General features: G+C 60.4%; 17 protein-coding genes and 3 pseudogenes. 11 read left to right on the forward strand and 9 right to left on the reverse strand.

Going from position 1 to position 24,148, the window contains the following annotated elements:
• Positions 1-781: 781 nt before the first annotated feature.
• Positions 782-1,247: pseudogene (locus tag OIU37_RS22210) on the forward strand (LysR family substrate-binding domain-containing protein); the annotation flags it as partial.
• Positions 1,248-1,591: 344 nt separating this feature from the next.
• Here the strand turns inward: OIU37_RS22210 and OIU37_RS22215 are convergent.
• Positions 1,592-2,626 (reverse strand): LacI family DNA-binding transcriptional regulator, encoded by a 1,035-nt coding sequence (locus OIU37_RS22215; protein WP_171603440.1) that lies wholly within the window; start codon positions 2,624-2,626, stop codon positions 1,592-1,594.
• Between the two features lie 503 nt (positions 2,627-3,129).
• Between OIU37_RS22215 and OIU37_RS22220 the strand changes: the two genes are divergently transcribed.
• The 9 genes from OIU37_RS22220 (at position 3,130) to OIU37_RS22260 (ending at position 15,304) form a co-directional block, all read left to right on the forward strand.
• Positions 3,130-4,242 carry a mandelate racemase/muconate lactonizing enzyme family protein gene (locus tag OIU37_RS22220; protein ID WP_171603441.1) on the forward strand — a complete coding sequence of 371 codons (1,113 nt, stop codon included), beginning with the start codon at positions 3,130-3,132 and terminating at the stop codon, positions 4,240-4,242.
• 25 nt (positions 4,243-4,267) lie between these two features.
• On the forward strand, positions 4,268-5,866 hold the full coding sequence (locus OIU37_RS22225) for an ABC transporter substrate-binding protein (RefSeq protein WP_264258666.1): 1,599 nt from the start codon (positions 4,268-4,270) through the stop codon (positions 5,864-5,866).
• A gap of 246 nt (positions 5,867-6,112) precedes the next feature.
• Positions 6,113-7,729, forward strand: coding sequence for an ABC transporter substrate-binding protein (locus OIU37_RS22230; protein ID WP_171603443.1), 1,617 nt, complete (start codon positions 6,113-6,115; stop codon positions 7,727-7,729).
• 193 nt (positions 7,730-7,922) lie between these two features.
• Positions 7,923-10,490: a hypothetical protein gene (locus OIU37_RS22235; RefSeq protein WP_264258667.1), complete on the forward strand. Its 2,568-nt coding sequence runs from the start codon at positions 7,923-7,925 to the stop codon at positions 10,488-10,490.
• A gap of 115 nt (positions 10,491-10,605) precedes the next feature.
• Positions 10,606-11,541 carry an ABC transporter permease gene (locus OIU37_RS22240; protein WP_094087945.1) on the forward strand — a complete coding sequence of 312 codons (936 nt, stop codon included), beginning with the start codon at positions 10,606-10,608 and terminating at the stop codon, positions 11,539-11,541.
• Positions 11,541-12,425, forward strand: a complete 885-nt coding sequence (locus tag OIU37_RS22245; protein ID WP_171376628.1) for an ABC transporter permease — start codon at positions 11,541-11,543, stop codon at positions 12,423-12,425. The genes OIU37_RS22240 and OIU37_RS22245 overlap by 1 nt, the downstream gene beginning before the upstream one ends.
• Positions 12,422-13,429, forward strand: coding sequence for an ABC transporter ATP-binding protein (locus OIU37_RS22250; protein WP_180697298.1), 1,008 nt, complete (start codon positions 12,422-12,424; stop codon positions 13,427-13,429). The genes OIU37_RS22245 and OIU37_RS22250 overlap by 4 nt, the downstream gene beginning before the upstream one ends.
• Positions 13,429-14,424 carry an ABC transporter ATP-binding protein gene (locus OIU37_RS22255; protein WP_182208067.1) on the forward strand — a complete coding sequence of 332 codons (996 nt, stop codon included), beginning with the start codon at positions 13,429-13,431 and terminating at the stop codon, positions 14,422-14,424. The genes OIU37_RS22250 and OIU37_RS22255 overlap by 1 nt, the downstream gene beginning before the upstream one ends.
• A gap of 82 nt (positions 14,425-14,506) precedes the next feature.
• Entirely contained in the window at positions 14,507-15,304 is a 798-nt protein-coding gene (locus OIU37_RS22260) for an IclR family transcriptional regulator (protein WP_264258669.1), read from the forward strand.
• A 96-nt stretch (positions 15,305-15,400) separates the two neighbouring features.
• Here OIU37_RS22260 and OIU37_RS22265 read toward each other — a convergent pair whose 3' ends face one another.
• Positions 15,401-17,590 carry an alpha-amylase family protein gene (locus OIU37_RS22265; protein ID WP_180697295.1) on the reverse strand — a complete coding sequence of 730 codons (2,190 nt, stop codon included), beginning with the start codon at positions 17,588-17,590 and terminating at the stop codon, positions 15,401-15,403.
• Between the two features lie 192 nt (positions 17,591-17,782).
• On the opposite strand from OIU37_RS22265, the gene OIU37_RS22270 reads away from it, so the two are divergent.
• The gene (locus OIU37_RS22270; protein WP_246813080.1) at positions 17,783-18,871 is read left to right on the forward strand and encodes a LacI family DNA-binding transcriptional regulator; all 1,089 of its coding nucleotides are present in this window, start codon (positions 17,783-17,785) and stop codon (positions 18,869-18,871) included.
• Here OIU37_RS22270 and OIU37_RS22275 read toward each other — a convergent pair.
• The 7 genes and pseudogenes from OIU37_RS22275 to OIU37_RS22305 form a co-directional block, all read right to left on the reverse strand.
• A pseudogene (locus tag OIU37_RS22275) lies at positions 18,856-19,542 on the reverse strand (transposase); the annotation flags it as partial. The gene OIU37_RS22270 and the pseudogene OIU37_RS22275 sit on opposite strands and share 16 nt — an antisense overlap.
• Positions 19,543-19,549: 7 nt before the next feature.
• A pseudogene (locus tag OIU37_RS22280) lies at positions 19,550-19,669 on the reverse strand (IS6 family transposase); the annotation flags it as partial.
• Positions 19,670-19,775: 106 nt separating this feature from the next.
• Complete coding sequence (locus tag OIU37_RS22285; protein ID WP_171603449.1) at positions 19,776-20,669, reverse strand: SIS domain-containing protein; 894 nt, start codon at positions 20,667-20,669, stop codon at positions 19,776-19,778.
• A gap of 23 nt (positions 20,670-20,692) precedes the next feature.
• On the reverse strand, positions 20,693-21,547 hold the full coding sequence (locus tag OIU37_RS22290) for an MBL fold metallo-hydrolase (RefSeq protein WP_180697294.1): 855 nt from the start codon (positions 21,545-21,547) through the stop codon (positions 20,693-20,695).
• 3 nt (positions 21,548-21,550) lie between these two features.
• Positions 21,551-22,498: an NAD(P)-dependent oxidoreductase gene (locus OIU37_RS22295; RefSeq protein WP_264258670.1), complete on the reverse strand. Its 948-nt coding sequence runs from the start codon at positions 22,496-22,498 to the stop codon at positions 21,551-21,553.
• A 3-nt stretch (positions 22,499-22,501) separates the two neighbouring features.
• On the reverse strand, positions 22,502-23,455 hold the full coding sequence (locus OIU37_RS22300; RefSeq protein WP_180697293.1) for a shikimate dehydrogenase: 954 nt from the start codon (positions 23,453-23,455) through the stop codon (positions 22,502-22,504).
• A gap of 15 nt (positions 23,456-23,470) precedes the next feature.
• On the reverse strand, positions 23,471-24,097 hold the full coding sequence (locus tag OIU37_RS22305) for a glucose-6-phosphate isomerase (RefSeq protein ID WP_180697292.1): 627 nt from the start codon (positions 24,095-24,097) through the stop codon (positions 23,471-23,473).
• Between the last annotated feature and the right edge of the window lie 51 nt (positions 24,098-24,148).

A 24,148-nucleotide genomic window follows, 5' to 3' on the forward strand; every position in this document is an offset into this window, starting at 1 on the left:
TCCTTTCAGGGCCTGGTGGCGGAAAGGGCCTCGTCCTATTTCTATACCGGGCGCCATTCGTTGGCAAAGGTCGCAGCCGTGACACGTTGCCCGGCACATCCCGATGGAGGCGCGGCTTATCTGATACGCACGGCCATTCCGGAAACAAAGGAACGCGAGCCGCGTTAGCGGGCGACGTCACACGAAGTGTGGATGCATGACAATCCGATTAACGAAAAAGCTCCATGGGGACTTACCCTCCGTCCTGGGGCGGACGGTCGACCTGGAGAAGGATGGCTACAAGCTCATTCCGCAAGCGCTGCCAGTCGAGTTGTTCGTGTGTTAAGTTTCAGCGGGATTTGAGCCAGTTTTCCATTTGGCGTGCCCACGAAATCTGATGTAGTGAACTGTCCACAAGGAACTTTTTTCGGTCTGAGTGGATCACGGCGAATTGGAAAACCGGCTCAAATTGATCCGAAAATCAACAGACGAACTCAAGTTCCGTTACGCGCTAAGGGCTAGTCGGTTGCGCGGAACCACTGTCGATGACCGGAGCGCCCTGAGCGACGATAAATCGCTTTTACGACATCCGGGGTCAAATCGTTCACAGCTCCGAGCCAAAGTTGAAGCCGGGCTAAACAGTCGCTGCGATTTGCGATTAAATTGAGGGTTTGATCGACGAGCTTGTTTTGCACTACCTGGAAATCCGAGCCTTTCCAAACTGGGAGAAGATTGAGTTGGAGTAGGGTGAAGGTTTCAAGCTTGGCTGCATACCCTTCGACGCCAGCGAATAAGAAGGCCAAAGATCGCCCGCAAGTATCCGGATATCCGCATCCATATCTCAAGCGGCAATACCGGTGACATCATCCGCGCCCTGGAAAACGGCCAGATCAATCTCGGCTTCATCAGACCGGTTGAACATCGGCTCCTTGCGCTTCTCCTCGATCGCCCGTGAGCGCTATCTGCTGGCGGTGGCGAGGACAAACCCACTGGCGGAGCAGGCGGAGATTGTCATCGACGACCTGCGCTCTGAGAAGATCATCGCCTTCAATCGCAGAACCTCTCCTACACAGAGGTACTTCAACGAGAAGTTCGAGGAGTACGATCTGACCCGCAATATCGCCTATAGTTGCGACGATACCTATTCGCTGGTGTCGCTGGTCTCGGCCGGCCTTGGCATCGGCTTTGCGCCGGAATGGACCGAGGGCCTGCCGAACCGGGCTTTCGAACTGAAGGCGGTGAGGGGCATCGACGTCGGTCCCGGGGTTCCGCTCGTTGCGAGCGGCGCTCCGCTAAGCCCTCTGCGGCTACCCTTTTAACCGGTCAAGCCGTGCGCGAACTGGCGCCGGCGCGGACGCGCCTTCGCCTGGTATGCGATGGCAGGCGGAGCTGGGAGGAGACACGAATTACGGTGGTTTTTTCGCGATGAAAAGAGTGCAAGCCTGATGGGCGGAGCCTCGCCGATGGCCCCGACGAGCGTAGATCAACCCTGCGATCATAAAACCGATAATGGTGTCACCACGAACAAACGCGATATCATCCAATGAACCAACAACGGCCTAGAGCGACGCTACGCACGCTCGCGTACATCTCGGTGTTTCCGTCACTACGCTCAGCCGGGCATTGCAGAGCAGCCATGATGGGCTGGGGCGGTCGATCCGCGTATAACAAGCTCGCCGGACAGGCGCTTGACGATAGGTGGCTTGCCGGGCGCACAGGAGCCCTCTTCGACCATCTGGACAACGACCCGGACCATTTCATCGACCGGCTGGCGGAAGGTGGTGAGGTCATAGTGAGGCCAGCCGGCAATGGCGATATCGTCAAAGCCTGCAATGGCAATATCTTCGGGAACACGACGCCCGGCCTGTTCTTTCAGCGCGTCGATGCCGCCGATGGCAAGAATGTCGTTCGCGAAGAAGATCGCATCGGTCTTCGGCGCGTTCTCGACCACCTTCATCGCCGCTCGGCGACCAGCATCATAACTATATTCGCTGCCTTCGATCTGTGTCGAAAGAACCATGCCGAGTTCGGCAACGCGGGTGATGAAGGCGTTCCGGCGCTCGCTGTTGGTGCTGGTATGGCTGAGACCGGCGACATAGGCGACGTGACCGCGTCCGAGCGCATGGAAATGGTCGGCAACAGCCCGTGCGCCCTGGGCATTGTCGCAGGCCACGCAGCTCAGATCGACATCTTCGATGATCCTGTTGATCAGGATCGCCGCCCGGCCTTCCGTCGCCCAGAGGAGTGTCTGGGCGGAGAGGATCGTCGCCGAGATGACGATGACAGCGTCTACGTTGTAGCGGCGCAACGCCGAAAGCTGATCCTCGAGATTGGAGCCTCTGGCGATGTTGAAGAGTAGGCTCTGTTGCCCGATCTCCTGCAGTGCGCGTGAAAGCTTTTCGATGAGCGCCGGATAAAAGGGGTTCTGCATATCGGAGACGACGATGCCGATGATATTCGTCCTGCTCTTTGAAAGCATGCTGGCGATGGCATTCGGGTGGTAATCCATTTCGGCCGCGTGCTGCAGAATTTTTTCCCGCAGATCCGCGGCGATGCTGGCGCCTGGCGTGAAGGCGCGCGAAACGGCGGACTGACTGACGCCGATCATGCGAGCAAGCTCGCGCGCCGTGATAGGCTTGCGTTTCATACCGTCATCCGGCGATCCAGCCTTGCGCAGTGTCATCTCTCCTGACCGCTTTCCTTCCGAGACCGTAAGTTGTCCGTTCTGGTATTTCAACGGACCACGTCTCACCCATGATGTTGCATGCGCATTCATTTTTTTCAATGATTCAATCGAATGGTGAGGATGTGTAAAAAGCGGGGAAATGACGGACAAAAAGTGCAGGAAAGTCTGTGAGATAGCGTGAATTTGAAGCCACCTTCCGCGCAGCCGTCAGTTTGAGGTCAGAGATTCGCTCCACAAAGAGATATTTAAATTTCCTGTTGCATACGGATGCAAAATGCGTAATCTCCTCTCGAACGGCCCCGAGGAACGTCTGTCCGCGGCTGTTGGGAGGATATCGCGAGGATAGATGTTGCGCGGAGGCGTGGCTCCGATCCCTTTCGCATGTCCTTCGCAAGACGCGGCGTTAAAGCCGCCGGTAGTTGGCGCTCAGCCCGCTGCTGCATGCAAGAAGACAAGGAGTGAATGTGTCCAAGCCGACCGTCATAAAATCCGTGGAAGCTTTTCAAGTCAGCTGGGAAGCAAACGATGCGCCGGGACGGCGCACGGCGTTCATTCGTGTGGTGACCGAAGACGGCATCGTCGGCCACGGCGAGGCTTCACCAATGATGGGCGGCGAGCACTCCCTGGGTGTGATCAGAGATTTCGCCCCTTCGCTAATCGGCTCCGATGCGCTCGATCATTCAATCCTCTACGACCGGCTTCTGCACAAATACGTCAAGCTCGGTCCGGAAGGTGCTGTAACCGGCGCACTCGCCGCGCTCGACATTGCCCTTTGGGACATCAAGGGTAAGTATTTCAACCTGCCGATCTACAAGCTGCTTGGCGGCGCGTGGCGAACCGAAATTCCTTTTTACGCCTCGATCGGAAACAATTTTGGCCGAACCGTCGAGGAGACCGTGCGGGTTGTCGAGGCGCGGCTAAAGGCCGAGACGCCGGCAGCCATCAAAATCCGCTGGGATGGGGATCGCACCTGTCAAGACTATGATATCCCCGGCGATATCGCCAAAGCACGGGCCGTGCGCGAGCTCGTCGGCGACGATTTCCCGCTCGCGTTCGACGCCAACAACCAATATTCGGTTGGCGGCGCGATCCGTGTCGGACGAGCGCTGGAAGACTTGGGCTATATCTGGTTCGAAGAGCCGGTACAGCATTACAATGTCCGGGCCATGGGTGAGGTGGCGCAACGACTGGATATCACCGTTTCGGCCGCCGAACAGTCCTACACAACCCAGGCTGTTGTCGACATGATCAATGCCGGCGTGCGCATGGTGCAGCCTGATATCATCAAGATGGGCGGCATCACCGGCCTCATGCAATGCGCCGCGATCTGCTCCGCGCACGGTGTCGAGCTGGTGCCGCACCAGACGCAGCCGACCATCGGCCATGCCGCCAACCTGCATGTGCTTGCGACCATCATGCATATGACGAAGCCGGCTGAATTTGCCGATCCGTCAACGCGTATGCATGTCGCCTTCGCCAATCCGCCGAAACCGTCAAACGGCAAGTTCACGGTGCCGTCCGGCCCCGGTCTCGGCCTTTCCGTCATCGATGCTGAACTTGACAGACGGCGCGTGTAACGCCGACCCCCGGGAGGAAAAGGAAATGAACCTGAAGAGACGCCAGTTTCTTGAAGTTGCGGTGGCTTCCACCGCGCTAACGATGACGGGCATTAAGGGCGCGCGCGCGGCCAGCGATTCCAGTGTAATCCGCATCGGCATCGCCGCCGGCGGACCGCGCACCAGCGACCCGAACCTGACGACCCAGGGCGGCGACAACTGGGCGACGGAGCAGATTTACGAGCAGCTCGTTCGTCCCGCTGACGGCACTTTCGCGACGGCTCCCGACCAGTACCTGCCGACGCTCGCCACCGAATGGAAGATGTCTCCGGACGCCAAGAGCTGGACTTTCAAGCTGCGCGAAGGCGTGCAGTTTCACAAGGGTTACGGCGAGATGACCGCCGATGATGTGGTCTTCTCGTACAAGCGGGCGATCGGCGGCGGCACCAACATGGCGATCCTCAGCAATATCGCCGACGTCGTCGCTGACGGCCCCTATAGTGTGACGGTCTCGCTGAAGACGGCCGATGTGAACTTGCTCGGCACGACCATCTTCTCCAACAACACCTCGATCGTTTCCAAGAAGGCCGTCGATGCGATTGGCGCTGAAAAATTCCAGACCGATGCCGTCGGCACCGGACCCTACGAGCTGACACGTTTCGATCCCCAATGGGGGACCGCGATGAAGCGCCACGAAGCCTATTGGGGAGACAAGGCAAAGACGCCAAATGTCGAATGCGTCTATATGGCGGACACGACGTCGCGCACGCTTGCGCTTCTGTCCGGTGACGTCGACATGATCGAGGCTGTACGCGCGCCGGGGTGGGTGGATTCCATGTTGCAGCGTGATCCGACCCTGATCATCGACATGACATCGCCGGGCTCCTTCAACACGCTGCATGTCAACCTGAACCGCAAGCCTTTCGATAATCTGAAGGTGCGCCAGGCGCTGATGTATGCGATCGACCGGCATGCGATCGCCGATGCGCTGAAGCCGATGGGCGGTTTTACAGCCGGACTGCAGCCCGATTTCTTCCCGGCCGGGTTCAAGACCGAAGACCTGCCACCGGAACTGCAATACAAGCCGGATCCGGAGAAGGCGAAGGCGCTTTTGGCGGAGGCGGGATTCCCGGATGGTTTCGACTTCGACAGCAATTGCAGCCAGCGCGAGGATTATTCCTCGATCATGCTGATCGTGCAGGAGCAACTGCGCGCCGTGGGCATGCGGATGAACCTGAAGATCGGCGACCATACGGCCTATCACGCAGACAACAAGATGGACAAGAATACGCTTGCCCTGCATTCGTCGAGCTATCCCCCGATCCCGACGCAGCTCTATTTCCAGCAGCTTTCGGTGAAGTCCGAAGTGAAATCTGATAGTTCCGGTGGCCTGAACTACAGCCATTACGGTGTAGCGATACCCGGCATTGACGACATCCTGGACAAGGCGCTGCAGTCGACCGACTTCAACACCTATGTGGACAATTGCAAGAAGATCGAGCTTCAGGTCCTGCGCGACCTGCCGCTGATCGGCTTGGCGAGCCTGTCCTTCACGGTGGCGCGCAACGCTCGTCTCGACCTCGGCTACAAGGTGCAGAGCGGCTATGCACGCTGGCGGTTCCATCGTGCCGCGAAGACGGCGTAAAGGCGATGAAATCGTTGTGGCAGCACGGAAAACGGCTGGCGGTTGGCCTTATCCGCCCTTTGAGTTTGCGGGCTGCCGCATCAATTTTTGCACAAGTGAAGTTCCAGTTTCACACGAATAACTGCCTTGCCAAAACTTGACCAAGGGTAGGTGGTAGCGCTACCATCTTTGGGCAATGTCCAGCCGTTCCGGATCTTGGGAGCACGCTGGAATAGGCAAAGCGGCTCGATAAGGGAGGATCGAAGCATGGCGATTAGCAGACGCAGATTCATTGGAAATTCCGCCGCCGCGATGGTCGGCGCAGGCCTAATGACGACGCTGGGCACAAAGGCCTTCGCGCAAAGCCAGGATACGCTAAGGCTCGCTTTTGCCGCCCGCGGCGTGAGGACGATCGACCCGGCGAAATCGATCCAGGGCGCCGACGAATGGGCAATCATCCATATTCACGACCTGCTGGTGGAGCTGCCGCTCGGCCATTTCCCTGAAAACATCAGCGAGGTTCAGCCGAGCCTTGCCGAAAGCTGGACCATGTCCCCCGATGCAAAGGTCTGGACCTTCCAGCTTCGCAAGGGCGTCCAGTTCCACAAGGGCTATGGCGAGATGACCGCCGACGACGTGAAGTTCACGTTTGACCGGCTGCGCGATACCAAGGAGATCAGCGCCAACCGCGTCCTTTTCGACAACATCGCCGACGTGAAGACAGACGGGCCGTATAAGGTAACCTTCACGCTATCGCAGCCGGATCCGCTATTCCCGATCGGGCCGCTCAGCCACTATTCGGCCAGCGTCATTTCGGCCAAGGCTTACAAGGAAAAGGGCAAGGAAGCGATCGAGAAGGATCCGATCGGCACGGGGCCTTACCAGCTCGAAAGCGTCGAGAGCGACCCGTCTCAGGGCGTCAAGCTCAAGGCCAATGCGGATTATTTTGGCGGCGCGCCGAACATCCCGAACATGCAGGTCATGTATATCGCCGATACGACGGCGCGCACACTGGCCTTGCTTTCGGGTGACGTCCACATGATCGAGGGCGTGCGCTCTCCGGGCTGGGTTCCCTCCATGCAGCAGCGCAATTCCGCGCTTCTCTTCGACGTCGCATCGCCTGGAAGCTTCTTCACCATCCAGATGAACCTGCAGGTAAAGCCCTTCGACGATATCCGTGTCCGCCATGCCGTCGCCTATCTCATCAACCGCGACGAAATCGCCGCTGCGATGTCGCCGGTCAGCCAGCGGACCTACGGCATCAATCCGCCCTCCTATCTGGGCGGCTTTACCAAGGACAGCATCCCCGAAGAAGTTCGCTACGACTACAATCCGGAGAAGGCCAAGCAGCTTCTCGGCGAAGCGGGCTTCCCGAACGGCTTCAGCTTCACGGCCGACACCTCTCAGCGCGAGGACTATTCCTCGGTGATGCTGATCATTCAGCAGCAGCTTCGCGCCGGCGGCATCGACATGAAGCTGAACATCAAGGACCACACGGCCTTTCATGCCGACCAGGGCAAGGGCACCAATACCATGTACCAGCGCTCGGCGGCCTATCCGCCGGTTCCGACTCAGGCGATCATCGAACAGCTGTCGGCCAATGCCGAGGTCAAGTCGGATGGATCAGGGGGCCCGAACTTCAGTCATTACGGCGTCGCGATCCTTGGCATTGACGATCTTCTCGGCAAAGCCATGGACGAGCCCGATCTCGGTAAGCGCATCAAGCTGGTGCAGGAGATCGAGGTGAAGTTCCTCAGCGACATGCCGCTGCTGCCGATCTCGGACAACGGCTATCTGGTCGTTCGTTCGCCTTCGGTCGATCTCGGCTACGAGCTGAAGTCGGGTTATGCGCATTGGCGCCTTACCAAGGCAAAGTTCGTCTGAGACGCGACTAGCGGTCATCCGCGCCTTTCATCCGCCGCTCTGAAAGATCCCCGGGGCTGTTTGTTCCGGGGGAGGGTGGTCGTGTCACTCCCGCTCGCGGCGGGGGCGAGGCTTTGCCCGAGGGTCAAGCCGGCTCGAATTGAACGGAGGCGCCAGGCCTCCATCAGGTCTAATCGCAAAGGATTTGCAGGCAATGACTTATGCATCGGTCACCATCGCCCTCCCGACAGGAGCATCAGATTCTGTCCGCTGGGCCGCCTCGGAATTGAGGGCGGTCCTGAAACGCCGCGGCGTTTCTTCGACCGAAGGCAGCGCGACCAATGGGGGCACGCTGGTCGAGGTGGTTAGCGGAAATGGCAGGCCGTCGCTGAAGTCGCCGGTCGAATTGCCGGAGAAGGAAGAGTCCTTTTCGCTCTATCGCGAGGGCGCGCATGTTGTCGCCTGGGGCCGCGATGACCGTGGTCTCGTCTTCGCTCTGACGGAGCTCGCCGACCGGGCCCGCTATGCGCAAGGCGAGGACGTTTTCGAGGGAACCTTTCCACTGGTTGAAAGGCCCTCGGCGCGCATCCGCAGCATGGCACGTCTCTTTTGCAGCGAGGAGGAGGACAAGGCCTGGTTCTACGACAAGCAGCAATGGCGCGACTATCTCACCATGCTCGCTTCGAACCGCTTCAACCGCTTCTCGCTGACGCTCGGCATGGGATACAACTACCCCTATCACAATCCGTGGATCACAGACGTCTACTTCTACTTCCCCTATCCCTTCCTCATGAAGGTGCCGGGCTTCGAGGTCGAGATCGTCGAGCTTTCCGAAGAGGAGCGCGACACCAATCTGGAGATGCTGAAGTTCATCGCCCGCGAGGCGGCGAAGCGCGGACTGGAATTCCAGCTCGCGCTATGGACCCAGCGGTATGACTTCGACGATGTGCCACGCGCCAACTACACCGTGGCGGGCGTGACCGACGCCAATCTGGCACCGTATTGCCGGGCGGCGCTGACGCAGCTGCTGACTGAGGTTCCGGAGATCACCGGTCTGACTTTTCGCGTCCATGTGGAAGGCGGCATTGCAGAAGGCGACTATGGCTTCTGGAAGGAAGCCTTTGCGGGTGTTGCCGCCGCCGGGCGGCCGATCGAGATCGACATGCACGGCAAGGGCCTCGACCACACGATGCTGCAGATTGCCCGCGAAACCGGCATGCCTTTCGCCGCTTCGCCCAAATATCTGGCCGAGCATATGGGGCTGCCCTATCACCAGTCCGCTATCCGCGACCGCGAATATCCGCCGGAAGTGGCGCGTAGCGAGCGCGAGAAGCTGAGCGAAGGTTCCCGCAAGTTCCTGCGCTACAGCTACGGCGACCTCCTGACCAAGGACAAGGACTACAAGGTCATCTACCGCATCTGGGCCGGCACGCAGCGCGTGCTCCTCTGGGGCGATCCCGATCTTGCCGCGGGTTACGGCCGCAGCTCGATGTTCGCCGGCTCCGATGGCGTGGAGTGGTGCGAGCCGCAAAGTTTCAAAGGCCGTATGGGCACCGGCATCCCCGGCGGCCGTTTCAATTACCAGAAACAAGGCATGGCGACGCGCTATGACTGGCAGAAATACGACTACCAGTACCGCGTCTGGGGCCGCCTGCTTTATTATCCGGAAGCCCCGCGCGATAGCTGGATGCGCTACCTCGCGCATGAATGCGGCGATGCGGCCGAATATTGCGAAAAGGGCCTGTCTTTTGCCGGCAAGGTGCTGCCGCTCGTCAGCCTCACCCACGGCCCCTCGGTCTCGAACAACCACTACTGGCCGGAGGTCTATACCAACCTGCCGCTGATCGAGGGTACGGGGCAGCGCGCTTATGGTTTCGACATGGACGGGCCGGTTCGTTTCGGCAATGCGCCGACCTTCGATTCCGCCCTCTTCGTGACGGCGCGCGAATATGCGGAATTGCTCCTGGCCGGCAAGGCGTCGCACCGCTATACGCCGCTCGACATCGCCGACTGGCTGGAAGAGCTTGCAGAAGGCTGCGACCAGGCCGTGCTCGACGCCAAGAAGACGGCCAGCTTCGCGACCCCGGCCGTGCAGCGCATCGTTGTCGATGTCGAAATCTGCGGCGGGCTCGCTCGCTTCTTTGCCGAGAAGTTCCGGGCTGCCTGCTGGGCGGAACTCTTCGTCGCCACCAAGGTCTCATCGCTGGTGGAGCCGCTTCTCGATCACGCGCGCCGCTCCGTCATGGCCTGGGAACGGGTCGCCGACATCTCGCGCGATTTGTACCAGGACGATTTGACCTATGGGCCACAATCCTGGCTGCGCGGCTCCTGGCACATGCGTCTGCCGCAGATCCAGGCCGAGCTTCTCGATCTTGAATCGCTGCGCGGCGGCGGAAAGTATGAATCCGTCAAAGCCGACGAGACGGTTCAAGCGGCTATCGATGCCATCAAGGCACGCCGGGCCGTCGTCGCGGGCAGTCTGGAAGTCGAGGCGGCCTTGTCCTTCAATGCCGGCGCCGGGTTCGATGTCCGCGTCAGCGGCGAAATGGACGGCGAACCGATCCTGCACTACCGCCACGTCAATCAGGCCGAACGGTGGAAATCGACGACGATGTCGCGAACCGGCGAAGGTTACGCGGCCTCAATTTCCGGCGACTACACCCAGTCCGAGTTCCACCTGCAATATTTTGTCAGCTCGAAAAAGAACGGACAGGCCGTGCTGACGCCTGGCCTCGATGGCAAGCTGGCCAACGAGCCATACTACACGGTCCTGCAAAGCTGAGGTTCGCGGCCAGGTGGCCGCGCCTTCACCTCTCCACGTCTACAGCCTGAAGCAGCAGACGTGGAGAAAACGAAATGACGCCGCCGATCGCGGCGGAAACGGAGGAGAGCTCTACATGGCCCGATACCTGTTGCTCAGGCTGGCTGATGCCATCCCGACGATACTGCTGGTGCTGACGCTGGTCTTCATTGCCATGCGCATCCTGCCGGGCGACCCGGCGATTGCGGCGCTCGGCGACATGGCGACGGCCGACCAGCTGGCTCTGTTCCGCGAAAAGATGGGCCTCAACGTGCCCCTCTGGCACCAATATATCAACTTCGTCATCGGGGTCTTCACGCTCGATCTTGGCAAGTCGCTGATGACGGGCCAGAGCGTCCTCGGCCTGATCGCCTACAATCTGCCCTATACGATCGAGCTTACAATCGTCGCCATGGTGATGGGTCTTGCCGTCGGCGTTCCCTTCGGCGTCTATGCCGCGACGAACCGCAACAAGACGCCGGACTCGGCCATGCGTGCCTTCTCGCTGGTCGGCTATGCCATACCGGACTTCTATCTCGGCGCGCTGCTTTTGATCGTCTTCTCGCTCAATCTCGGCTGGTTCCCGATCAATGGCGGCGGCACGGGTTTCGTCGATCGGATGCACCATGTCTTCCTGCCGGCACTGACGCTCGCCTTTGTCAAAGCCGCCTTCATGGGCCGCCTGACACGAACATCGCTGCTCGAGGTGCTCGGTCGCGACTACGTGCGTACCGCCCGTGCCAAGGGTGCACGCGAGACGCGCGTGATCTATCGCCACGGTTTGCGCAATGCCTTGCTGCCGCTGACGACAGGCATGGGACTGAGCATGCTGGCGACGCTCTCCGGCTCGGTTGCCATCGAATTGGTCTTCAACCGCCCAGGCATCGGCAAGCTTCTCATCAGCGCCATCGCCGAGCGCGACTATGCCGTGATTCAAGGCGGCGTGGTGGTCTTCGCAATGCTCGTGGTGCTGGTCAACCTGCTGATGGACCTCCTCTACATCGTTGTCGATCCGCGAATTCGGGTGAAGTGATGACTACGACATTTGAACCAACTCCCCCTGTCATTGCAGATGATCATCGTCTGGCGGATGCCATAAAATGGATTCTCTACGGCCGAATCTCCACAAGCTTTGCTCTTGTCATCGTTGTCTGCTTTATCTTCGTGGCGGTCTTTGCGCCGTGGCTGGCGCCCTACGACCCGCTGGCCCAAAGCATCCTCGCGATCAACAAGACGCCGTCCATGCAGCATTGGCTCGGCACCGACCAGTTCGGCCGCGACGTACTCTCTCGCATGATCTACGGTTCGCGAAATTCGCTGATCTTCGGCATCACCTCGCCGATCCTGGCGGCGATTTTTGGCACGATTCTCGGCGTCGTCGCGGGCTATTTCGGCGGTATTACAGACCGCATCATCTCGCGCGTCATCGACCTGCTTCTTGCCTTTCCGGAATTGCTGCTCGCAATCATCATCGCGGCCGTGCTCGGCGGCGGCTTCTGGAACATCATCACCGTTATCACCGTCGCCTTCATTCCGGGTTTTGCGCGCGTGGCACGCGCATCGACGCTCGCTGTCAAGCAGGAGCCCTATGTCGAGGCCGCGATCGCCGTCGGCGTGCGTACGCCGGTCATCATCTTCCGTCACATCATCCCAAATATTGCCGCGCCGATCGTCGTGCTGATGACGCTCTGGGTTGCCTCTGCCATCCGCCTCGAAGCCTCGCTGAGCTTTCTCGGCATAGGCACACAGCCCCCGAACCCGAGCTGGGGCAATATCATCCGTGATGGCCTCAACAACCTGTTCGGCTCCTCCTGGCCGGTCATCGGTGCGGGCATCGCCATCACCTGCGTCGTGCTAGCCTTCAACCTGCTGGGCGATGCCGTGCGGGACGTACTGGACCCGGAGACCGCCCAATGACCGCACCCTTGCTGAAAATCCAAAACTTGACGGTCGATTTCGGTCCCCCGGCCAATCCCATTCGCGTTGTCAACGGCGTCAGCCTGGAAGTCGAGGCTGGTGGCGCGGTCGGCATCGTCGGCGAATCCGGGTCGGGCAAGTCGGTCACCTCGCTTGCCATCATGCGCCTGCTGCCGGAGATCTGCCGGATTTCCGCCGGCAGCGTGGAGTTCAACGGCACCAATCTCCTGACGCTGCCTGCGCGCAGCATGCCGCAGATCCGCGGCCGCGACATCGCCATGATCTTCCAGGAGCCGATGAGCTCGCTCAATCCGGTCATGACGATCGGCGACCAGATTGGCGAAGCGATCAAGCTGCACGAAAACATCAGCCGGGAGCAGCGCCGCGCTCGCGTGATTGAGCTCCTGAAACTCGTCGGCATACCCGACGCGGAAGGTCGCCTCGGTGCCTATCCGCACCAGTTTTCAGGCGGCATGCGCCAACGGGTGATGATCGCCATGGCAGTCGCTTGCAATCCAAAGCTGCTGATCGCCGATGAGCCGACCACCGCTCTCGACGTCACGATCCAGGCGCAGGTGCTCGACCTGATGCAGAAGATCCGCCGCACACTGAACACGGCCGTGCTGCTGATCTCGCACGACCTCGGCGTCATCGCCGAGGTCTGCGACCGGGTAATCGTCATGTATGCCGGTCATGTCGTTGAAGACGGCGACGTCCGTTCGATCTTCGCCTATCCCAGCCATCCCTATACCCGGGGATTGCTGCGATCGATACCGCGCCTGAGCGACGAGGACGGCGGCCAACTCTACCAGATTCCTGGCTCGGTCCCGGCCGCCGGCTCGGTGAAAGTGGGGTGTCCTTTCTATACGCGCTGCCCACTTCGCGTCGAGAAATGCTCGCGCGAGATGCCGCCGATGTTTTCCTTCGGCGCCTCGCACAAGGCCGCCTGCTGGGTCACCGGAGAAGCAGCGGCGCCGTTGCAAGCGATCGGGGAGAAAATGTGATGACGGCTATCCTACGCGCCGAAAATATCCAGAAGGTCTTCTCGAGTGGCGGAGGCCTTTCATTCGGACAGCCGAAGCAAGAGGTGAGGGCCGTTGACGACGTCAGCCTGGAAGTGATGAAGGGCGAGACGTTGGCGCTCGTCGGCGAATCCGGCTGCGGAAAATCCACGTTCGGCCGCCTGCTGTTGCGGCTGATCGAGCCGAGCGCCGGACGTGTCGTTTTCGACGGAACCGACCTCACCACGCTCTCGCATGAGAAGATGCGGGCGATGCGCCAGAAGCTGCAGATGATCTTTCAGGACCCCTATGGCTCGCTCAGCCCCCGCCGCAGCGTCGCCGATATCATCGGCGAGCCTCTCGATGCTTTCGGTCTTACCCGATCCAAGCGGGAGAAGCGGGAGCGCGTCGCCGACCTCCTGAACCAGGTCGGTCTGTCACCGAGCGCCATGGACCGCTATCCACGCCAGTTTTCCGGCGGCCAGCGCCAACGGATCGGCATTGCCCGGGCAATCTCGCTTGAACCAAGCTTCATCGTCGCCGATGAGCCGGTCTCCGCGCTCGACGTTTCCGTGCAGGCGCAGATCATCAACCTGATGCAGGATCTGCAGAAGAAGAAGGGCTTTTCCTTTCTCTTCATCGCCCATGATCTTGCCGTGGTGCGTCATATCGCCGATCGTGTCGCCGTCATGTATCTCGGTCGCATTGTCGAGATCGGCCCGAAGCGCTCCGTCTACAACGCTCCCCAACATCCCTATACGCAGGCCTTGCTTTCGGCAGCCCCCGAGCCCGACCCGGATCGCAAGGCCAGCCGCATTGTGCTCCAAGGGGATGTGCCGAGCCCAACGCGCATCCCAACCGGCTGCAGTTTCCACACTCGCTGTCCGATTGCTCAGGATATCTGCAAGGTCGAGCGCCCACCGCTTCGCGAGGTCGCTGCCGCCCAGTTCGCCTCTTGCCATTTCGCCAGGCACAAACCGATTCCGGTGCCGGCGTGAGACGGCGGATGCGCCGCTTGCCGTCGTTATTAGTAACGACATCAAATCCTTGAGCTCGGTCTGACACAGGAGAATGAAGCCCGTGGAAGAGAAGGATTTTCATGGCCGCGTCCAGTCCGTCGATCGCGCGATGATGTTGCTCGAAGTGTTGGGCGAAGATGAGGAGGGCAACCGCCTCAGCGACCTTGCCAGCCGCACCGGACTGGCACCTTCGACGGTTCACCGCCTGCTGACGACGCTCGAGCAACGCCAGTTCATCCGGTTCGATCCGGCCGGCCGTCTCTGGCATATCGGCCGACAGGCCTTCGCTGTCGGTTCCGTCTTCGCGCGCCAGCGCAATCTTGCCGCCACGGCTTTGCCGTTTCTGCGCCGCCTGCGAGATCAGAGCCGCGAGACCGTCAATCTCGGCATTGCCGATCGAGGCGAGATGCTGGTGGTGAGCCAGATCGAAAGCCGTGAGATCGCCCGTGCCGCCGCCCATATCGGGGGCAGGGTGCCGATGGCGGCTTCTGCCATGGGCAAAGCCATTCTCGCGACCTATGCGGACGAAGACGTCACGGCGATCCTCGCGTGCCACGGCTTGCGGCGCCTGACGGCAAATACGCTCACACGCCGTGCCGGCCTCGTTGCAGAGCTTGAGGCGGTCCGCCGGAACGGTCACGCCGTGGACGATGAAGAGTGCCAATTAGGATTGCGTTGCGTCGGCGCCACCGTCTACGATCACCAGGGAGAGGCACTATGCGCCATTTCGGTCTCGGGTCTTGCCACGCGGATCACCGGGGATCGCATTGCAGTGCTCGGGTCGCTGGTCGCCGAGGCCGTCGGCCGCTTGACGCTCGGTCTCGGTGGAATTCTGCCTGGTCACATTGCGGCCGAGTGAGTGACACCGTCTTCGGTGCCGTTACCCTTTCGGATGATGGACGGCCCGCATCGCCCGCCCCGGTGGCGAAACGGGCCGATCCTTTCGCGTCGGCGATCAGCCTACGACGATGACCTCATGATCGAGCACCTGGCTGATCTCGATCACCAATTCCTCGCCTTCGACCTTGACCTTCGGCTGAAGACCACTGACCCTCAGGGCGACCTCGGGCGCCGCGCGCGAAGCCGTCTTTCGCCGTAGCCGCAGCGTTACCGGGCCGATAGGCAGGAGTTCCGCCTGCCGGCCGGGGATACGCGAGGTGAGGATGCGGTTGTTGAGATGGACAATCTGCCGTTCACCCTGCCGATAGGCCGCGGCTGTGATGAACCCATGGCCACCCTCCAGCGCGAGAAACGCGCGATCGGCCAGGATCCACTTGACTGCAGTGGCAATCAACCGGCCATGCTCGAACTGCTCGTCGCGTGCGAAGCACCGATCGAGATCGGCGACGAACCAGACGAAACTGCTTCCATTCGCACCCTCTCGGACGGTGATCGCCGGCAGGTCAGTATGCGGCTTGCGCATCCAGGATGTTTCCGGCGGATAGATCGGGAAATCCGGGATAAAGGTTGCAAGTACCGTAACATCGCTTTCGGCAGCGACGACCGGCAGGAAGCCTCCGAAGGGCAGGGTATCGGTCTCCTCGAAACCGGCGAGAACCGGATGCCGCTCCCCTGAGGCCTTCGGCGCCGTTTCGTCTTTCGGTCCGTGCACGCCGGCGCGAAGCTCAGGTGAAAGCCGCAGATAGGTATGACGGGCGCTGGTCTCGATATCGGCATTGGCCAGTTCCTGTCCGCCAAGGCTGGCGCCCTTGCTATGCAGGCCGAACAGATCGCCAAGCGCAAAATCGGGGCGCTTGTCGCCATACTGGTTGTAGAGACTGGTTTCCGATGAAGCGATCACCGACCCGCCCTGCGCGGCAAAGGCCCTGATGGCATCGGCCTGTTCGTCTGAGATGGCGGCGAGATTGGGCAGGATCAAGACGCGGAAGCGACTGGCCGCCTTGGCAATGTCGTCGGCATGCACCGGAAGATGAGGGATGCCGGCTCGGTCGAGTGCCCTCAACGCGCCGCGATAGGGGTTCATCGTCCGGTCGTTGGCATGGTCGCGTCCGTGGAAGTCGTGGTTCGTCTGTGACCAGACGACGCCGACATCAGCTTCCGGCCGGCGGTTGAAGAGAACGTCTTCGTTCGCTTCGTGCCAGGTGAAGATCGGTTCGGCGGTCGTGTATTGCCGGCGATCTTCATGCGAAGAGCCGATATGGTGCCACCATGGCTGGATACCACCTGCAAAAGCTGCCGATGACCAGAGCCTGACTTCGGCAACCGGCATGCTGGCAAGCCGGAAAGCAGGCGAACCAAGTTGATATTGCGGCGTGCTTTCCGGGATGAGTTTGTCCCAACCACCGACCTCGTGGAGCCGTTTGCCAGCTTCTGTGTTGCCTTCGAAGCCGTCGACGCCGTTCCGGCGCTGATGGTCGAGCATCACGATCGGACTGCGGCTGAGGATAGCCGGCAGGTCGATGAAGCGATTGCAATTGTTGAGCACGTCGCCGCTGATCATGCCCATCCAATGGCAGTCCCTGCCGCCGGCCTTGGTCGTGACCCGGTTGTTCAGCTCCCAGAGATCTGTGCGTCGCTGGAAGTTCCAGCGGATCCAAAGCCGGTAATTCTCGTCGACCCAGTCGTGGCGGCGCGGCAGATCAACGCCCGATGAGGTGAAGAACTTCTCCTCGCAATACCGGCAATAGCAGATGTTCTTGCGCGGAATCCCCGCCCAGCTGTTGTCGGCGAAACCATCTGGCCGGCTTCGCTCGATGATCTCTTCCATGATCAACGGAAGATATTCGCTGTAGTATGGCGAGTTTATGCAGGTGACGTATTTGTCGGCCTGTCGATATGGCTTACCCTCGATGTCGAGGCAGATCCAGTCCGGATGGGCGCGGTAGAAATCCTCGGCCACGCGATTGGAATCCATGCGGGCGATGACATTCAGGCCCTCCTCGCGGGCCGCTGCGACGATCTCGCCATAGAGGTCGCGTTCGCCGAGCGCCTCGGCACGGTGATGCAGCGGGAATTTCGTCGGATAATAGCTGACAATACCGCCGGCATTGACGATCACGCCGTTGATACGCGTGCGGCGCCAGTGTTCCCGCCACCAGTCGCCATCGTAGCGTGCCGGGTCGATCTCCACCAAGTTGGTCTGGCCCCAACGTCTGGCCGTGCGGTACCAAGGTTCCGATCCCATACGATAAATGCTTTCTCTTCGATTGATCTGCCGACAGGTTAGAGAATTTCCGGCTCGCGTCTCGGTTCTTCGGCGAGAATTCCACGATGCGGAAAAGTGTATGGGCTGCTCCTACCCTTCCGGTTGACTCCGCCAGGCTTTCTTGGGAAGGAGCGATCAGGCCGTCGACTGCACGTCACGGGGGGAGATATCTTGCGCAGCCGCCGGACAGATGGACGTCCCACGATCGCCGATGTCGCACGCCTGGCCGGCGTCGGCGCGATCACTGTCTCGCGTGCGCTGCGCGATCCGTCGCTGGTGTCGGCATCCTTGCGGGAAAGCATCGACAATGCGGTCCGCCAGTTGAACTATATTCCCAATCTCAGCGCCCGCGCGCTTGCCTCGATCCGAACGGACGTGATCGGCGTGCTCGTTCCCTCGCTTACACAGAACATTTTTTCCGACGTGTTGCGCGGTATCTATGACGGCGTCGAAAGCACCGAGCTCCAGGTCCAGATCGGCAATACCCGCTACTACCAGGAGGAGGAGGAGCGGCTGATCGCTCAGATGCTGCGTCAGAAGCCGGCCGGCATGATCATCTCCGGTGTCGACCAGAACGAGGCCTCGCGACTTATGCTGAAAGAGGCCGGCTGTCCGGTCATCCAGATCATGGATCTGAGCGACGATCCGATCGACACGATCATCGGCTTCTCCCACTATCAGGCCGGCCGTGCGATCACCGAGCATCTTCTCGAATCCGGCTATCGCAATATCGGCTTCGTCGCCGGCTGGATGAATGGCCGATCGCTGTCGCGCCTTTCCGGCCTTCGCGACGTGCTGACCGAAGCCGGCCTTTTTAATCCTCGTCTCATCACACCGATCGACACGACCCATCAGCCACGTGGCGGTGCAAGTTCCGAAGCGCGCCGCTTTGTCACGCCGCTCGCCGCACGCCGACTGCTAGCGGACATGATCGAGGCTGAGCCCGAAATTGATGCCGTCTTCTGCAACAACGACGTAATGGCGCTCGGTTCGCTCTTTGAATGCATGCAGCGCGGTCGGCGCGTACCTCAGGACATGGGGATCGCCGGGTTCAACGATTTCGAGGTCATGGAGGCCGCCTATCCGGCGATCACCAGCGTGTATACGCCGCGCTGGGAATGCGGCTACGAAGCTGTCATGAGGCTCCGTCGCCGGCTGGATGGCGACAATAGCGGCGAAAAGATCGTCGATCTCGGTATTAAAGTCAAAACGCGCGAAAGCACCGATCGGAACGGCAAGCTGCCGTCTTCACCGCGATAGCTGTGAGCGGATCAAGCACCGGCACATAGCGCGAGAAGGTCTCGATCACCGTCAGCACCCGCAACTTCTTTCCGGTCGCCAGTTGGTCGTGACCGAAGTCCATGGCCCAGACATCGGTCCCACCGCCATTCGCCGATCCTCCCGCAGTTTGGCTTTGACTCGGCGCTTTGGCGTTTTGTTCCGCAGTTGAAGGCCCAAGTCTCTGTTATAGGTTCTCTTGATGTTGGTGCCCCACCCCTCACGCTCTAAGAGCACATGCACCCGACGATAGCCGTAGATCACTTAGGTTTCGCAGATCTCGCGAATACGACGTTCCAGGCCGGCCCGATCGGCACGGCGAGAGGTGTAGTGGTCGCTTGAACGCGAAATTCAGCGCCCCACAAGCACGCCGGATCGAGATCGCCCAATCGCGGCACATGCCCTTCACCACCTCCCGCTTGCGAGGCCTTAGAGCTTTCGGCGAATGACGTCCTGCACATCTCGCGGTCGAGTGTCAGGTCCGCGACGATCTTCTTCAGCCGTGCGTTCTCGTCCTCGAGTTGCTTCAGCTTCTTCATCTCCGGCGGCAACATGCCGGCATATTTCTTCTTCCAATTGAAGTAGGTCGCCTGGCTGATTCCCGCCCTCCGGCAGATCTCCGCCACCGGGGCACCTTCATCACCCTGCTTCAGAACAAACGCTCAGCAAGTTCTCTACCATCCGCAGGCTGAGAGGGAACCGGAAATAGAGCCACACAGCGGGGGCGATGATTTCGACGGGAAAACGGTGGCGGCGATAAAGCGGATCACGGTTCGTCATGACCCGTTATCTTATGTCGATGTCCGTGTTTCGTTTAAGTTGATGCCGTATTCGGAGTTCCTCGCAAGTTCCCTCAATCAGACGGCAAGACGAGATCGCGGTACGCTTACGACGTTTTCACTGGGCCGTTCACCCGCTGGTTTCTAAGCAATTGCTTCATGTTTTCAAAGCGCTTGCCGTGTTCGGCATCTCGACGCAACCCGACAGCCGAACAGAGGATATCGACGACGACGAGGGCCGCGATGCGTGAGATCGTCGGCGTATAGATATCGGTATTGTCGAGCGTCTCGACCAGGATCGCCACGTCGCAATGGTCGAGCAGTGGCGAGCGTGATCCGGAAACCGCGATCACTTTGGCGCCGCCATCCTTGGCCACCTTGGCCACCTCAATCATTGCGATCGTGTGCCCGGTATTGGAGAAGATCACCGCAACGTCGCCGGCCTGCATCATGGATGCCGTCATCAATTGCTGGTGGGTGTCGGCCTGTGCGCCGCAAGGGACGCCGAACAGCGGAAACTTTTGCTGCGCATCGAGCGCCACGATGCCGGAGGCACCGAGACCGAAGAACTCGATACTCCGAGCCCCGCTAAGCAGGGCGATGGCTTCACCCAGCGCCTGCGTATCGAGATGGCTGCGCGCCCAATCGAGGCTGGTCATCGTATAGCCGAAGATCTTCTCGACCAGTTCCGCAGTGCTGTCATTCTTCGAAAGCACGGAATGGGTCGCGGTCGTACCGAGCGCCAAGCTATGGGCAAGCCGGAGCTTGAATTCCTGGTAGCCGCTGCAGCCGATCGCCACGCAAAAGCGGATCACCGTCGGCTCGCTGACATCGGACAGTGCCGCAGCCTCCGCCAGCGCGGCGTTGAGAATGCGGTTGGGATCCTCCAGCACGCGGTTGGCCACCTTGCGCTCGGATTTGCGAAGACCAGGCAGTGCCTGCCGCACGATTTCGAGTATGTTTTGCCCGGGATTGCGGCTGGATATCTCTTCATATGCCATCTGAGATTTCCTGCCACCGTGCACTACGCACCGTCAAGACGAAACTCGATGCCGTAGCGGGCGCGACGAAGCGTGATGGGTGCTTGCTCAGCCGCATTGTCGATCTCATCGGGCGCGATTGTGTTGAATGCGAACATGCCGTAGTGATGGGCGATTAGCGCGGCGATGGCGCAGCGACCGGAAAGCGTAATCGCTTCGGTAAGCGTCAGGTTGCCTGCAAAGCCGGACGTTCTCAGCGCCTCCGAGCGGCCATTGACCGGCAGAAGTGCCAGATCGGGCGCAAAGGCCTTGATCTCCTCACTCTGCCCATCGAATGGTATCGTATCGCCCGAGTGGAAGATTCTCACATTGCCGAAGCCCATGCCGTAGCCGAGAAACCGGTGTTTTCCTGCCTCGTCGCGCTCCAGGGTTTCGTGCGCGGCACGCATGACATGGAGCTCCAGGCTTCCAATCGTCTTACGATCACCGGCATCGACCTCGATCAATCGGCTGGCATCGAGACCGATCCGCTGCATGGCGAACTCGCGCGAAGCAGAGGGCACCACGAAGTTCAGCTCAGGCAGGCGTTTTGCCAGCAAGCTCAGCGTCTCGCCGTCCATGTGGTCGGTGTGATGATGCGTGCACAGCACAAGATCGACCGGCCCGAGCTGATCCTGCGTCAGTGGTGCAGGGGCCATCCTCTCATGCGAAAAAACAGCACCACGATATTTGACCGCAAGCGAATCCGAGAGATAGGGATCGATGACGATGCGCCAGCCATCCGCATCGATCACGAAACCGGCCTGTCCGAGCCAGTAGAGCGAGACGCCGTCGCCCGGCCCCATCTCGAGCCTAGCCGCGAGCGGTTCGTCGAAGGGGATCGTGCGAAGCGTGATCATGGGTCAGGCCGTCAGGGCATGCTGTTTCAGGCCGAGCGATTCCATCAGGTTGAAGACCGCCATCTCGGTCGCGCGGTTGACACTTTCCTCGGTATAGCCCCCGATATGCGAACTGGCGATGACGTCCGCCCGCGAGGCAAGGCCGGGAAAAGCGGGCGGCTCGGGATCGAACACGTCGACGCAATAGCTCCGCAACTGCTTGGCGTCGAGCGCCTCGATCAACGCGGCCTCATCGACCAGCGAGGAGCGGGCCGTGTTGACCAGGATCAGGCCCGGCTTCACCGCCGCCAGCATATCGCGATTGACCAGCGCGCGGTCCTTGCTCGGTGGGCAATGCAGCGTCAGGATATCGGCTTCCCGGAAAATCTCGTCATGCTTTGCCCAGCGAAAACGTGCGGGATCGATGCCAACGTCGGGACGGGCGGGATCGAAAGCCATCACGTGTGCGCCCATTGCGGCCGCCAGCCGGGCAACCGTGCCGCCGACCGCGCCGCAACCTATGATGCCGATCGTGCGGCCGAAGAATTCGATGCCGCGTCGGCGCGGCCAACTGCCGGCCTTCAGTCCCTGGTCCGTATTGGGCAGATGGCGCATGGCCGAGAAGATCATCGCGATGGCGAGCTCCGCCACCCCCCGCGCATTGGCGCCGTCTGCCGTGCGGACTGCGATGCCGCGCGATTTCAACTCGCCGAGCGGCAGGTTGTCGAGACCAGTGCCATTGCGGCTCACGACACAAAGCCTCGACGCAGCGGCGATCACCTTCGGAGACACCGGCTCCACACCTGCAAGCCAGCCTGTGACATCAGGCACCAGCCGCAGCAATTCCGCTTCATCTGGCAGCTTGCCGGATGTCGCATAGACGATCTCGACGCCCTGGCGGGCCATGCCCTCGATTGCGGGATGCGGCGCTTCGGTCAGCGAGCGCGGCGTGACGAGCACTTTGTGGCCCACGGTTTAGCCTTTCGTAACATCGATCGCGATCTTCGAGATCGCGTCGAATTCCGGTCCTCTTTGCGGTATGTCGATATGGAAGACTTCCGCGATCACCTCCGTCCAGCCGTGGATGAAATAGACCCAGCCATCTTCTATCTGGAGGTTGCGCGCCTTCTCCTGCGCCCGAGCCTGGTCGAGAAAGATCAGCTCGCCGCGATAGTTAAGGTCCCAGGCGACGCCGTTTTCGGGAAAAACCACGGCATTCGTCAGCGGCGAACCGGGCGCATCCTTGCCGAGACCGGTGGCATTGATCACCACGGAGCCCGGCTTCAATCCGGCCACGATAGCGTCATTGTCCGAGGGCTGCGGCGCCAGGACATATTCGACCGGCACGGTCCTGCCCATCGCATTGTGAATGCGCCTGATCTCCTCGATACGGTGCTGGCTGCGATTGGAAACGATGATGCGCGATGGTCTGTCGCCCGCGCGCCGCTTATGCATCATGTGCCATGTCAGCGCGATCGTCGAGCCACCCGCACCGATCGAGAAAAGATCGGCGCCGGTGCGCTCGAAATAGGCGTCCGGCAGAAAGGCATCCATCGCCAGGCCCGATGAGATCGGGTCCTTGGCGTGGCAGATAAGCTTGCCGTCGCGCTTGGAGATGCAGCTCGTCTCGTCCATCAGCCGCGCATTCGGGTCGATCTCGTCGAACATATCCTTGCAGGCATTGAAGAGATCGATCTTGTGGGTGGTCACCAACGCGCCCAGCGACATCGGATCGTCGCGGATGAATGCGACGGCCTTGCGATAGGCTTCGGGTTCGGCATGCAAGGGGAAATCGATGCCCCTGATACCAGCGTCTTTCAGCCCGAGATGATCGGCCCAGGCTGGAAACACCTTCATGATCGAACTCTTGCCGGTGGTCACGCCGATGAAATAGAGCGTCGGCCGGGTTGCCGTAGCATAGAAGTTCATCGTGATCCCCCTCGATCAGTCAAGCCTAGCCATGATGCTGTCGATCAGCGCCTGCGGCCGGGCCAAATAGGCGGTGTTGTCGATGGCCTTCCATCCGCCCTTGCCGTCATCGACGATGCGGCTCTTCATGCCGCCTGCCTTCGCGATGACGTCGTAATCCTGGCCGGAATCGGCGGGATAGGCGAAGGTCATGACCAGCGGCTCGCTGCCAACATTGACAGAACGATGAATCCAGAATGGCGGCACATAGCACATCGCCTTGGGGCCGATCTCGATGGTGCGGATATCACCTGCCGGGCTTTCGAGCAGCATGACGCCGAGCCCGCTTTCACCGTAATACATTTCCGGCCGGTTCGGCCGTGCATGGATATGGCCGCGCGTCATGTAATATTCTCGGCCCACCTTGCCAGGTTCCATGCGGGTGACGCCGATGATGATGTCGCCGGCATTTGCCGAAGGTTTGTAGTCGGTAACTTCATAGGCAACCTCATCGCCGCGCGCGGCGACGATCGCCGCAAACGCTTCGGCGTCCTCGTAGAGTCCTTCCAGATCGCGGAACGTCTTCATATAGCGGTTGGTGGCGCCTTTCAGCTGTCCGGCTGCGATGTCGACATATCCGATGCCCGGCTCAAACAAAGCCATTGCTATCCTCCAATTCGTTTTCGGTAGTTATACTACATAACGGCGATTGAA

The sequence above is a fragment of the Rhizobium sp. BT-226 genome (assembly GCF_025847085.2).
GTDB classification, from domain to species: domain Bacteria; phylum Pseudomonadota; class Alphaproteobacteria; order Rhizobiales; family Rhizobiaceae; genus Rhizobium; species Rhizobium sophorae.